At 58.7% G+C, this 13,057-nt stretch carries 11 protein-coding genes and 2 tRNA genes; 11 read left to right on the top strand and 2 right to left on the bottom strand.

Annotation, left to right across the window (positions count from 1 at the left end):
* Nucleotides 1-197 precede the first annotated feature (197 nt).
* On the bottom strand, nt 198-1,481 hold the full coding sequence (locus ACNFCJ_RS15480) for an NAD(P)/FAD-dependent oxidoreductase (RefSeq protein WP_416772273.1): 1,284 nt from the start codon (nt 1,479-1,481) through the stop codon (nt 198-200).
* Between the two features lie 183 nt (nt 1,482-1,664).
* On the opposite strand from ACNFCJ_RS15480, the gene ACNFCJ_RS15475 reads away from it, so the two are divergent.
* The 11 genes from ACNFCJ_RS15475 (at nt 1,665) to ACNFCJ_RS15425 (ending at nt 10,660) form a co-directional block, all read left to right on the top strand.
* Nucleotides 1,665-1,741: transfer RNA gene (locus ACNFCJ_RS15475), tRNA-Val, on the top strand.
* A gap of 264 nt (nt 1,742-2,005) precedes the next feature.
* Nucleotides 2,006-3,928: a threonine--tRNA ligase gene (gene thrS, locus ACNFCJ_RS15470; protein WP_416772271.1), complete on the top strand. Its 1,923-nt coding sequence runs from the start codon at nt 2,006-2,008 to the stop codon at nt 3,926-3,928.
* Nucleotides 3,928-4,479: a translation initiation factor IF-3 gene (gene infC, locus ACNFCJ_RS15465; protein ID WP_177342863.1), complete on the top strand. Its 552-nt coding sequence runs from the start codon at nt 3,928-3,930 to the stop codon at nt 4,477-4,479. Before thrS ends, infC begins: the two co-directional genes overlap by 1 nt.
* A 60-nt stretch (nt 4,480-4,539) precedes the next feature.
* Nucleotides 4,540-4,734: a 50S ribosomal protein L35 gene (gene rpmI, locus ACNFCJ_RS15460; protein ID WP_003461222.1), complete on the top strand. Its 195-nt coding sequence runs from the start codon at nt 4,540-4,542 to the stop codon at nt 4,732-4,734.
* A gap of 29 nt (nt 4,735-4,763) precedes the next feature.
* Entirely contained in the window at nt 4,764-5,120 is a 357-nt protein-coding gene (gene rplT / locus ACNFCJ_RS15455) for a 50S ribosomal protein L20 (RefSeq protein WP_003243409.1), read from the top strand.
* 96 nt (nt 5,121-5,216) lie between these two features.
* Nucleotides 5,217-6,233, top strand: coding sequence for a phenylalanine--tRNA ligase subunit alpha (gene pheS / locus ACNFCJ_RS15450; RefSeq protein ID WP_017676600.1), 1,017 nt, complete (start codon nt 5,217-5,219; stop codon nt 6,231-6,233).
* Between the two features lie 44 nt (nt 6,234-6,277).
* Nucleotides 6,278-8,656 carry a phenylalanine--tRNA ligase subunit beta gene (pheT, locus tag ACNFCJ_RS15445; RefSeq protein WP_416772269.1) on the top strand — a complete coding sequence of 793 codons (2,379 nt, stop codon included), beginning with the start codon at nt 6,278-6,280 and terminating at the stop codon, nt 8,654-8,656.
* A 3-nt stretch (nt 8,657-8,659) separates the two neighbouring features.
* Nucleotides 8,660-8,962 (top strand): integration host factor subunit alpha, encoded by a 303-nt coding sequence (ihfA, locus tag ACNFCJ_RS15440; RefSeq protein WP_003243414.1) that lies wholly within the window; start codon nt 8,660-8,662, stop codon nt 8,960-8,962.
* On the top strand, nt 8,943-9,299 hold the full coding sequence (locus ACNFCJ_RS15435; RefSeq protein ID WP_013716019.1) for a MerR family transcriptional regulator: 357 nt from the start codon (nt 8,943-8,945) through the stop codon (nt 9,297-9,299). The genes ihfA and ACNFCJ_RS15435 overlap by 20 nt, the downstream gene beginning before the upstream one ends.
* Nucleotides 9,300-9,374: 75 nt before the next feature.
* Nucleotides 9,375-9,451, top strand: a tRNA-Pro gene (locus tag ACNFCJ_RS15430).
* A 252-nt stretch (nt 9,452-9,703) separates the two neighbouring features.
* A complete protein-coding gene (locus tag ACNFCJ_RS15425; RefSeq protein WP_416772267.1) occupies nt 9,704-10,660 on the top strand; it encodes a hypothetical protein in 957 nt (318 codons plus the stop codon).
* A 348-nt stretch (nt 10,661-11,008) separates the two neighbouring features.
* On the opposite strand, the gene ACNFCJ_RS15420 is transcribed toward ACNFCJ_RS15425, so the two are convergent.
* Nucleotides 11,009-12,973: an alkyl/aryl-sulfatase gene (locus ACNFCJ_RS15420; protein WP_131670715.1), complete on the bottom strand. Its 1,965-nt coding sequence runs from the start codon at nt 12,971-12,973 to the stop codon at nt 11,009-11,011.
* Nucleotides 12,974-13,057: the final 84 nt, after the last annotated feature.

Below are 13,057 nucleotides of genomic sequence, written 5' to 3'. Positions count from 1 at the left end.
TACAACCTCAAACGTGCTATTTCGGTACTCGGGGCACGCCGCATGATCGAGCTGCTGACCTGAGCGCTGCACTTTGCATCATTGCACTAGTAAAAACACAAACGCCCCGAATCAATCGAGGCGTTTGTATTGAACCGGTTCAGTTCAGAACGTTTTCACACAGTCTGCTCGGGCGCCGATTTTGTTTATAGGCGGGATTACACGCCGAGCTTGTCACGCAGCGTGTAGTACCAGGCGCCGAGGGCGCTGAAGGGTACCTGGAACATCCGTCCGCCAGGGAAGGGGTAGTGCGGCAATCCGGCGAAGGCATCGAAGCGTTCGGCCTGGCCGCGCAGTGCTTCGGCCAGGACCTTGCCCGCCAGGTGCGTGTAGGTCACGCCATGGCCGCTGCAACCTTGCGAGTAGTAGATGTTGTCGCCGATACGACCGACCTGCGGCAGGCGCGACAGCGTCAGCAGGAAGTTGCCGGTCCAGGCGAAGTCGATCTTCACGTTCTTCAACTGTGGGAAGGTTTTGAGCATCTTCGGGCGGATGATCGCTTCGATGTTGGCTGGATCGCGTGCGCCATACACCACGCCACCGCCGTAGATCAGGCGCTTGTCGCCAGTGAGGCGGTAGTAGTCGAGCAGGTAGTTGCAGTCTTCTACACAGTAATCCTGCGGCAACAGGCTGGCAGCGACTTCATCGGACAGTGGCTCGGTAGTGATCACCTGAGTGCCGCACGGCATCGATTTGGACGCCAGCTCCGGCACCAGATTGCCCAGGTAGGCGTTGCCGGCGACCACCACGAATTTGGCTTTGATACGGCCTTCCGGAGTGTGCACCACCGGGGTGGCGCCGCGCTCGATGCGCGTGGCCGGGGACTGTTCATGGATCACCCCGCCCAGCGATTCCACTGCAGCGGCTTCACCCAAAGCCAGGTTTAGCGGATGAATATGCCCACCGCTCATGTCCAGCATGCCGCCGACATAGTTCTCGGTAGCAACCACTTCGCGAATACGCTTGGCGTCCATCAGCTCCAGCTGGGTATGGCCGTAGCGCTCCCACAGCTTCTTCTGCGATTCCAGATGGCCCATCTGCTTGCCGGTCAGCGCGGCGAATACGCCGCCATCCTTCAGGTCGCACTGGATGTCGTACTTGGCGATGCGTTCACGAATGATGCGGCCGCCCTCGAACGCCATCTGCCCGAGCAGTTGCGCCTGCTTGGGGCCGACCGTACGTTCGATCACGTCGATGTCGCGGCTGTAGCTGTTGACGATCTGTCCGCCGTTGCGGCCGGAAGCGCCAAAGCCAACCTTGGCCGCCTCGACGATGCTCACCTTGAAACCGTTCTCCAGCAGAAACAGCGCAGTGGACAGACCGGTGTAACCCGCGCCGATGATGCACACATCGGTTTCCACCTCGCCTTGCAGGGCAGGCCGTTGCGGCACGGGGTTGGCTGAAGCGGCGTAATAGGATTGTGGATATGCCATGTGCGCCATCTTGAACCTCTGTTCTTTATTTTTTACGAATGATCCGATGCTACCTGAGTTGAAAATAGCCGGCTAGTGCCCGTGCAAAATATTCAACGATCCGATTTCGATAAAAAATTGGCCTATTTCAGTGAGTTAGCGAAAAAATCTGTTGACGGCCAAAAAGATCTGCGTAGAATGCGCACCCATCGAAGGCACATAGCTCAGTTGGTTAGAGCACCACCTTGACATGGTGGGGGTCGTTGGTTCGAGTCCAATTGTGCCTACCAAATCGATAAAAAGGGGTCGCTAAGCGACCCCTTTTTTATTGCTCGAATTTTTCGAGCAGGCTTTGCGTGTTTGTTGCAGGCTGCTGCTTGTCAGAGCTCAGGCTTTCTGAAAGCATCCGCACTCTTTACTTCCAGTGACTTGGTTCGGTCTGGTTGGCCCTTGGGCTCCTGCCATTGTTAGGCGGGTATACCGCCGAATCGCTTCCTGGCTCATCCCAACCCACGTGACCTTTGGTAGGGGTCACCACTAGGAGAGGAGGCGCCATGCCCATCATTACTCTTCCCGACGGCAGTCAACGTTCGTTCGATCATCCGGTATCCGTGCTGGAGGTCGCTCAATCCATTGGTGCGGGTCTGGCCAAGGCCACCCTGGCTGGCAAGGTAAACGGCAAGCAGGTCGATGCCTGTGACGTGATCGATGCCGATGCCACCTTGCAGATCATCACGCCGAAGGACGAAGAGGGGCTGGAAATCATCCGCCACTCCTGCGCTCACCTGGTTGGGCATGCAGTCAAGCAGCTGTATCCGAACGCCAAGATGGTGATCGGCCCGGTTATCGATGAAGGCTTCTATTACGACATCGCCATCGATCGTCCTTTCACGCCGGAAGACATGGCAGCCATCGAAAAGCGCATGGCCGAGTTGATCGAGAAGGACTACGACGTCATCAAGAAGATGACCCCGCGCGCCGAGGTCATTGAGCTGTTCAAAGCTCGTGGCGAGGAATACAAGCTGCGCCTGATCGACGATATGCCGGACGAAACGGTCATGGGTCTGTACTTCCATGAAGAGTACGTCGACATGTGCCGCGGCCCGCACGTGCCGAACACGCGCTTCCTCAAGGCGTTCAAGCTGACTCGTATTTCCGGTGCTTACTGGCGCGGTGACTCGAAGAACGAGCAACTGCAGCGTGTTTACGGCACTGCCTGGGCTGACAAGAAGCAGCTGGCTGCCTATATCCAGCGCATCGAAGAGGCTGAAAAACGCGATCACCGTCGCATCGGCAAGCAGCTGGATCTGTTTCACCTGCAGGAAGAAGCGCCGGGCATGGTGTTCTGGCACCCCAATGGCTGGACTGTCTACCAGGTGCTGGAGCAGTACATGCGCCAGGTGCAGCGTGAGAACGGCTATGTTGAGGTGCGCACGCCGCAGGTGGTCGATCGTATTCTCTGGGAGCGTTCTGGCCACTGGTCCAACTACGCCGAGAACATGTTCACCACGGCCTCGGAAAACCGTGATTACGCAGTGAAGCCGATGAACTGCCCGTGCCACGTGCAGATCTTCAATCAGGGCCTGAAGTCCTATCGCGACCTGCCGCTGCGTCTGGCCGAGTTCGGTGCTTGCCACCGTAACGAGCCGTCCGGTGCGCTGCACGGCATCATGCGCGTGCGTGGCTTCGTGCAGGACGATGCGCACATCTTCTGCACTGAAGAGCAGGTGAAGAAGGAGGCGGCCGATTTCATCAAGCTGACCCTGCAGGTCTATTCGGACTTCGGCTTCACCGATATCGCCATGAAGCTCTCGACCCGTCCTGCCAAGCGCGTGGGCTCCGATGAGTTGTGGGATCGCGCCGAGGGTGCGTTGGCTGAGGCGCTGAATGAATCCGGCCTGGCCTGGGAATATCAGCCGGGTGAGGGCGCCTTCTACGGTCCGAAGATCGAATTCACCCTGCGTGACTGCCTGGGGCGTAACTGGCAGTGCGGTACGCTGCAGTACGATCCGAACCTGCCTGAGCGCCTGGATGCCAGCTATATCGCCGAAGACAACAACCGCAAGCGCCCGGTCATGCTGCACCGCGCGATCCTCGGTTCGTTCGAGCGTTTCATTGGTATGCTGATCGAGCACTACGCCGGATCTTTCCCGGCTTGGCTCGCTCCGACCCAGGCGGTGATCATGAATATCACCGACAAGCAGGCCGATTTTGCCCGTGAAGTCGAGAAAACTCTCAATCAAAGCGGTTTTCGTGCCAAGGTTGACTTGAGAAACGAAAAGATCGGCTTTAAAATCCGCGAGCATACCTTGCTCAAGGTTCCCTATCTCTTGGTTATTGGAGATCGGGAGGTCGAGACTCGATCCGTTGCTGTCCGTACCCGTGAAGGCGTCGATCTGGGCTCTCTGCCCATCGAGCAGTTCGCCGCACAGTTGCAGCAAGCGGTTTCCCGGCGTGGTCGCCAAGATTTGGAGTAATAACTATTAAGCGTGAAATGAGACAGGACAAGCGGGCCGCCCCTAAGGCGCCGATCAACGAAAACATCACCGCTCGTGAAGTCCGCCTAATCGGCGCTGACGGCGAGCAGGTCGGTATTGTTTCGATCGATGAGGCATTGCGCGTGGCTGAAGAAGCCAAGCTGGATCTGGTAGAGATCTCGGCTGATGCAGTGCCACCCGTCTGCCGCATCATGGACTACGGCAAGCACCTGTTCGAGAAGAAGAAGCAGGCTGCTATCGCCAAGAAGAATCAGCACCAGCAACAGATCAAAGAAATCAAGTTTCGTCCAGGGACGGAAGAAGGGGATTACCAGGTAAAACTACGCAACCTGGTACGTTTCCTTGAAGATGGGGACAAGGCCAAGGTATCTCTGAGATTCCGCGGTCGTGAGATGGCTCACCAGGAGCTGGGTATGGAGCTGCTCAAGCGGGTCGAAGCCGACCTCGCCGAACTCGGCACCGTAGAACAGCATCCTAAGCTGGAAGGACGCCAGCTGATGATGGTCATCGCTCCCAAGAAGCGTAAATAACCTCCCGGGCACTGGCAGGCCTGATGGTTATCAGTTGTTAATGAATGCGGAGTACTAAACATGCCAAAAATGAAAACCAAGAGCGGTGCTGCAAAGCGCTTCCTGAAGACTGCTACAGGCTTCAAGCACAAGCATGCGTTCAAGAGCCACATCCTGACCAAAATGTCCACCAAGCGTAAGCGCCAGCTGCGTGGCAGCTCGCTGATCGGCCCGTCGGACAAAGCTAAAGTCGAGCGCATGCTGCGCGTTCGTTAATCGGTCAAGATACTTAGAGGTAATTACTCATGGCTCGTGTTAAGCGTGGCGTTATCGCTCGTGCTCGTCACAAAAAAATTCTGAAACTGGCTAAAGGTTACTACGGCGCTCGTTCGCGTGTGTTCCGTGTTGCCAAGCAGGCTGTCATCAAGGCTGGTCAATATGCCTACCGTGACCGTCGTCAGAGAAAACGTCAATTCCGCGCTCTGTGGATCGCTCGTATCAACGCTGGTGCTCGCGTCAACGGTCTGTCCTACAGCCGTCTGATCGCTGGCCTGAAGAAAGCGTCGATCGAAATCGACCGTAAGGTTCTGGCTGATCTGGCAGTGAACGAAAAAGCGGCGTTTGCTGCGATTGTCGAGAAAGCTAAGGCCGTTCTGGCTTAAGTCCCCCGACAATCACCGGGTTCGCCCGGTGGCAACGTCAAAGATAGGGGAAGAGCCTTAACAGCTCTTCCCCTATTTCGTATCTGGAGTCTGTAAATGGAAAATCTGGATGCATTGGTCTCGCAAGCGCTTGAGGCCGTGCAACGAAGTGAAGATGTCAATGCCCTGGAACAGCTCCGGGTTCAGTACCTTGGCAAGAAAGGCGAACTGACCGCCCTGATGCAGACTCTGGGCAAGCTGTCGGCTGAAGAGCGCCCACAGGCTGGCGCCCTGATCAACACTGCCAAGAATCAAGTGCAAGACGCCCTGAATGCCCGCAAATCCGTGCTTGAGCAGGCCTTGCTCGCCGAGAAGCTGGCTTCCGAGCGGATTGACGTGACCCTACCAGGTCGTGGCCAGGCATCCGGTGGTCTGCACCCGGTCACTCGCACGCTCGAGCGTGTCGAGCAGTTCTTCACCCATATCGGCTACAACGTGGCCGAGGGTCCGGAAGTCGAAGACGACTACCACAACTTCGAGGCGCTCAACATCCCTGGCCACCACCCGGCGCGGGCGATGCACGACACCTTCTATTTCAACGCGAACATGCTGCTACGCACCCACACCTCGCCGGTGCAGGTGCGCACCATGGAATCGCAGCAGCCGCCGATCCGTATCGTTTGCCCTGGTCGTGTGTATCGCTGCGACTCCGATATCACCCACTCGCCGATGTTCCACCAGGTCGAAGGCCTGCTGGTCGACGAGGACATCAGCTTCGCTGACCTCAAGGGCACCATCGAGGAATTCCTTCGTGTGTTCTTCGAAAAACCACTGGGTGTGCGTTTCCGTCCTTCCTTCTTCCCCTTCACCGAGCCGTCGGCCGAAGTCGACATGCAGTGCGTTATGTGCAGTGGCAAGGGCTGTCGCGTGTGCAAGCAGACCGGTTGGCTGGAAGTGATGGGCTGCGGCATGGTCCACCCGAACGTGCTGCGCATGAGCGGCATCGACCCGGAAAAATACTCCGGTTTCGCCTTCGGTATGGGTGTCGAGCGCCTGGCCATGCTGCGCTACGGCGTCAATGACTTGCGCCTGTTCTTCGATAACGACCTGCGGTTCCTGGCGCAATTTCGCTAGCAGCCGCCCCTCGTGATCGAATTCGTTTAAGGAGAACAGACAACATGAAATTCAGTGAACAATGGCTGCGCAGCTGGGTGAATCCCGACGTTTCTCGCGAGGATCTGGTCGCACGCCTGTCCATGGTCGGCCTTGAAGTCGACGCGGTGCAACCGGTGGCCGGCGCCTTCAGTGGCATCGTGGTCGGTGAGATCCTCAGCGCCGAACAACACCCGGACGCTGACAAGTTGCGCGTATGCCAGGTGAGCAATGGCAGCGAGACTTTCCAGGTCGTTTGCGGCGCGCCCAATGCCCGCGCCGGCATCAAGATTCCGTTTGCCATGATCGGCGCCGAGCTGCCGGGCGACTTCAAGATCAAGAAGGCCAAGCTACGCGGTGTAGAATCCCAAGGCATGCTGTGCTCGGCTTCCGAATTGCAGATCAGTGACGACAACAGCGGCCTGATGGAGCTGGCGGCTGATGCGCCGGTAGGTAGTGACATTCGCGCCTACCTGCAACTGGACGACGCCAGCATCGAGATCGGCCTGACCCCTAACCGTGGTGACTGCCTGTCGCTCGCCGGCCTGGCTCGGGAAGTCGGCGCCATGTACAGCGCTTCCGTTTCGCCAGTCGCTATCGACGCCGTTGCGCCTGCGCATGACGAAGTGCGCCCTGTCGAGGTGCTCGCGCCCAAGGCTTGCCCGCGTTACCTCGGTCGCGTGGTGCGTAACGTTGACCTGTCTCGCCCGACCCCGCTGTGGATTGTCGAGCGCCTGCGTCGTTCCGATATTCGCAGCATCGATGCGGCGGTGGACATCACCAACTACGTGATGCTCGAGCTCGGCCAGCCGATGCACGCCTTCGACCTCGCCGAAATCAATGGCGGCATTCGCGTGCGCATGGCTGAAGAGGGCGAGAAGCTGGTGTTGCTCGACGGCCAGGAAGTCAGCCTGCGTGCCGATACTCTGGTCATCGCTGATCATGGCCGCGCGCTGGCCATCGCCGGCGTGATGGGCGGTGAGCACAGCGGTGTGAGCGACAATACCCGCGATCTGTTCCTGGAAAGCGCTTTCTTCGACAACATCGCTGTCGCTGGTAAGGCTCGTTCCTATGGCCTGCACACCGACGCGTCGCACCGCTTTGAGCGCGGTGTCGACTCGCAGCTGGCACGTAAGGCAATGGAGCGTGCTACTGCGCTGCTGCTGGAAATCGTCGGCGGCGAAGCAGGCCCGATCATCGAAGCGAGTAGCGAGGCGGACCTGCCTAGCGTGGCGCCGATCACCCTGCGTGCCGAGCGTATCAGCCAGATGCTGGGTATGGATATGGACGGTGTCGAGGTCGAGCGTCTGCTCACTGCACTGGGGCTGGGCGTCAGCGCTCAGGGTGCCGGCCAGTGGCTGGTCAGCGTGCCGAGTCATCGCTTCGACATCAGTCTGGAAGTGGACCTGATCGAAGAACTGGGTCGCCTGTATGGCTACAACCGTCTGCCGGTACGCTACCCGCAAGCTCGCCTGGCGCCGCAGACCAAAGCCGAAGCGCGTGCGGAACTGCCGGCACTGCGTCGTCTGCTGGTCGCCCGTGGTTATCAGGAAGCGATCACCTACAGCTTCATCGACCCGAAGCTCTTCGAGCTGTTCACTCCAGGCGTAGAGCCGCTGCAACTGGCCAATCCGATCTCTGCCGATATGGCCGCCATGCGTTCCTCGCTGTGGCCGGGTCTGGTCAAGGCACTACAGCACAACCTCAATCGCCAGCAGTCGCGCGTGCGTCTGTTCGAGAGCGGCCTGCGTTTTGTTGGTCAGCTGGAAGGTCTGCAGCAAGAGGCCATGCTCGCTGGCGTGATCACCGGCACCCGCCTGCCCGAAGGTTGGGCCAACAGTCGTGATAGCGTCGACTTCTATGATCTGAAGGCCGATGTCGAGGCGCTGCTGGGTTATGCCGGTGCAGCTGATGCTTTCAGCTTCGTGCCGGGCGAGCATCCTGCTCTGCATCCAGGCCAGACTGCTCGCATCGAACGGGAAGGGCGCCCAGTTGGTTTCATGGGGGCTCTGCATCCTGAGTTGGCCAAGACATTGGGCCTGGATCAGTCGGTGTTCCTCTTCGAGCTGGTCCTGGCTGAAGTGGCTGCTGGCCGCATGCCGGCGTTCAGCGAACTATCGCGCTTCCCTGAAGTGCGTCGTGACCTGGCGCTGCTGGTCGATCGCGAGCAGCCGGCCGAGGCTGTGCTGGGGGCAATTCGTGAAATGGCGGGAGAATGGCTGACAGACCTCAAGCTATTTGACGTCTATCACGGTAAAGGCATTGATCCGCTTAGAAAAAGCCTTGCCGTCGGCTTGACCTGGCAACATCCATCGCGCACTCTTAATGACGATGAGGTGAGTACTACTACGCAAAATATCCTCACCTGCCTCGAACAAAGGTTCAACGCCACGTTAAGGAAGTAGCGTATGGGGGCTCTGACGAAAGCTGAAATGGCGGAACGTCTGTATGAAGAGCTCGGCCTGAACAAACGGGAAGCCAAGGAACTGGTGGAGCTGTTTTTTGAAGAGATCCGCCAGGCTCTTGAGCTGAACGAACAGGTCAAGCTGTCCGGGTTCGGCAACTTCGACTTGCGCGATAAGCGCCAGCGACCCGGCCGTAACCCGAAAACAGGGGAAGAGATTCCAATCACGGCTCGCCGTGTGGTCACTTTTCGTCCAGGGCAAAAATTGAAAGCCAGGGTCGAGGCCTATGCTGGAACCAAGTCATAACGACGAACTACCGGCAATTCCCGGCAAACGCTACTTCACCATTGGTGAGGTCAGTGAACTCTGCGCGGTCAAGCCCCACGTTCTACGTTACTGGGAACAAGAATTCCCACAACTGAACCCGGTAAAGCGGCGGGGCAACCGTCGCTATTACCAGCGTCAGGATGTGCTGATGATTCGGCAGATTCGTGCGCTTCTGTACGATCAAGGCTTCACTATCGGCGGCGCACGCCAGCGCCTTTCTGGTGACGAAGCCAAAGACGACACCACTCAGTATCGTCAGCTGATCAAGCAGATGATCGCCGAGCTTGAAGACGTTTTGCACGTGCTGAAGAAGTAGGCCCAAGAAAAAGTTGCCTTATTTCAAAAGCTTAATGTATAGTTCCTCCCGCTTTCGGTCATTCGGAAGCATTGTCGGGGCGTAGCGCAGCCCGGTAGCGCACTTGCATGGGGTGCAAGGGGTCGAGTGTTCGAATCACTCCGTCCCGACCAAAAAACCCTAGAAAATCCAGTCACTTAGCGGTGACTGGATTTTTTTATGGGCGCATTTTTTTATCTTAGTCCCTAGAGACTACTTGTGGTGACCGTTTGGTGACCGTTTGTGCTGGGCTTGGTTCCTTAACCCTGGGTTCCCCTTAGTCTTTTTGACGGTCATCGGCCAAAACCGGTCTGTCTTCAGCTCCCTATTTGTAAGGGGCAAGGTGCATGGTTTCTTACCTCCGCGATCGAGCGAAGGGGCAGCCAATGACTGCTACAAGCAGAAGCTTCTTGGTAGCCCGAGGGCTAAATACCCTTGCTAGCTTCCTTGCCGGCGAAATTTCCAAGGAGCAGTTCAACCAGCAGGCGCAGGCTGAGCGGGATGGACGCATTGCTTTGGCGCAACAAGCGCAGTTGGAGTTGGAGGCGAAGAAAATAGCGGAACAGAATGCGGCTGAGACTCGGGAAGCTGCAATGTGGGCTCGTATTGAGGCTGAGCGTATTCAGCGCGAAAGCGATCCCAGATTCATTGCAAGGAAAAAGAACCAGGAGCTACGCCTGAAGTACGGGGTGGAGGTGTTCGTGGAAGAGCATCACTTCAAGCGACTGATGAGTATCCTGCGCAAGCTTGACTCGAAATCGCGGCTGCCAGAGTTCGACACGTTATGGTTGAAGAGCGAGGGGCGTGACTACGAAACCGAAGAAATTCGGCACGCTCACCACCGTTTCGAAGCGGATTTCTGCATCGCTGAGTACAAGCGCACCAGTGACCCGTGGCAAGCCGTGAATGCCAGCGCACACCTTCGCAAGTGCGCAGCATCCAACCAGGCGATCGAGCTCCTGGCAGCTATTCCGGCCGTGCGCCAGGAGCAGCCGAAGCTCAAGTCGGCGATTCGAACGACGCACGGCGGAGCTTTGCGCGACCTTGGTCACTTCACTGCGGCTCTGACGCTAGGGGAAGAAGCCCATGCACTGCAACCAAACAATTTCAGACCATGCACGCTTCTAGGTGCTCTCAATATTGAGTTGGGAAAGTTCGAAATCGGGCATGAGTGGTATCGCCTGGCTGAGGCGCGTGGTGCGAAGTCGGACAACATCGAACACGAGATACGTTCTCTTCTAGCGCACATGTCAGCGGAGAAGCGTGATGAGGCCATACGCGAGTTACTTCGGATAGACCCGGTGCAGTATCGCTGGCTACGAAAGGGAAAGCCCAAGGCCTGAATGGCAGGAGTCGCGCGGCCAGTCCTATCTGATTGCCAACCAGCCGAGCATTGAATCTGCGGCTTTCACGGCATCCGGACTGCCTAAATTTGACCCATAGCCGCCGGTCACGGGCAACAACCGGCCAAAAGCAGCCGTTAGCTAGGTGCTACTTCCGGCCCGAAGCATCCTATCCAAGATGATTCAAAACACCTGTGCAGCCAGTCAGAGCGAAAGCGGCCAGCCCCACTCACAGCAACATGGGGCTTAAGTCTAACTATCGAGGACTCTACGATAGCTGGACCTATTTGCGGGTACGGCCAAGCCCGCCACTCTGTCTCGGCGCAATTGGTTGGCGTAGTCCAAATACTACCGCGTGACAATGGGGAAGCGTCCGTCTGGCTGATCCAGTAGGCTGAAGAAGCGCCCAAGGGCCAGGGGGTTGCCGTCGATCGACACCTGATCGGAGCTGAGCAGGGCAGCGGCGCCGGCTTGCCCACTGATCATCTGCAAGAAGAAGTCCTTACTCAGGTTGAGGCTGGCGTCGGCCTCGGCGACTTCGTCTTCATTCATGCGGCGGTGATGCAGCACGGCGTTCTCGATCCACAGGTGATAGCGCGCGCCGCTGTCGGTGAAGTTGAGGTTGATACGCAGCGCGCTGTCGGCTGCCGCCGTGCCATCGAGCTTGGTGGCCATCACGTCCAGGAACCGCTCGGGCGCGGTGTGTTTGAGCATGTCGAGCATCATCACCGGGGTGAAACCCTCTTCCGGCAGGCCGTGGCGCAGCTCATAGGCGCCACTCAGGTAGAAGTTGCGCCAGGGCCCCGACTCGGCCTGATAGCCCAGTTGCTCGAAGCTGCGTGCCTGCAGATCGCGGGCGCCCTGGTCGTCCGGATCGGCATAGAGCAGATGTTTGCCCAGCTCCGCGGCCCAGCGGTAATCGCCCTCGGCATAGGCCTGCTCGGCGGCTGCCAGCAGCGGCTCACGGCCGCCGGCCAGGGCCACGTACTTGGCGGCGGCGGCCACCGGCGGCAGTGGGTCGAGGTTGGCCGGGTTGGCGTCGAACCAGCCCAGGTAGAACTGATAGATGCCGCGCACGTTGTGCTTGAGGGTTCCGTAGTAGCCGTGCACGTTCAGATGGCGGTCGAGGCTGGGCGGCAGGTGCAGTTGCTCGGCGATCTCCGGCGCGGTGAGGCCGGCATTCATCAGGCGAACAGTTTGATCGTGCAGGTAGCGGTAGACATCACGCTGGGTGGTGAGGAAGGTCTGGATGTTGTCCTGCCCCCACACTGGCCAGTGGTGCTGGTTGAACAGTACCTCGGCGCCAGCGGCTTGCGCGCGGCTGGCGTCGATGTAGTTGGCCCACTGCAAGGCATCGCGCACCTTGGCGCCGCGTAGGGTGTACAGGTTGTGCAGGGTTTGCGAGAGTAGCTCGGCGCCGCCAAAGGCGTTCAGCTCCGGCAGGCTGAAGGTCATTTCCGCCGGGGCTTCACTCCCGGGTACGTTGTAGAAGACGAAGCGCACCCCATCCACGTCCAGCGTCTGTTCGCGGCCGTCGATCAGTTGGGTGGGCGGCAGAATGCCCATGTGCCCGAAGGCCACCGCCTTGCCCAGGCCGTTGTCCACCAGGCCCTCGGCGCTGCGCGGCAGACGCTTGCCATACATGAAGGTGGCACGGCGGGACATGGCGATGCCCATCATCAGGTTTTCGCTGGTGGCCTCTTCCATAAACCCAGCCGGGGCAATCACCGGCAGCTGACGAACCTTGGCGTCTTCGGCGCTGATCACGCCGAGGGCGCCGCCAAAGTGATCGACATGGCTGTGGCTGAAGATCATCGCGCTTACCGGGCGCGGGCCCAGATGTTGCGCAACGAAGTCCATGGCGAAGGCGGCGGTTTCCCGGCTGGTTAGCGGGTCGATGACAATCCAGCCGCTGTCGCCTTCGATCAGCGTCATGTTGGCTAGGTCGAAGCCGCGTAGCTGATAGATTTTGTCGCTGACTTTGAACAGCCCAACCTGGTTATTCAGCAGCGCTTGCCGCCACAGGCTGGGGTTGACGGTAGTGGGGGCCTCGCCTTGGATAAACGCAAAGCTATCGAAGTCCCAGATCACTTCGCCTTCGGCATCGCGCACCTGGCCCTGAGGCGTGGCAATCAGGCCGCGGCGTGCCTGGGCCAGGCCCTCGACATGGCTCAGGTCATAGCTCTGCGCCACCTCGGCCTGGGCAGCTTGCGTGCGTGGCGTGGCGGCGCTGTGGCTGGGCGCAGGGCTGTCGCTGCATGCACTGAGTAGCAACAAGGTGCTGGTTAGCATCCAGCGAAAGGGCAGATTCATCGGCGTTCTCCAGAGAGTGTCTGGTCAGAGCATGGCGTGCGCCCTATTATGCGTCCAATGCAATCAAATCATCTCCTTGATGCG

This window comes from Pseudomonas sp. NY15364, from assembly GCF_048068235.1.
GTDB lineage: Bacteria > Pseudomonadota > Gammaproteobacteria > Pseudomonadales > Pseudomonadaceae > Aquipseudomonas > Aquipseudomonas mendocina_D.
This window is presented reverse-complemented; position numbering and strand designations above follow the sequence as displayed.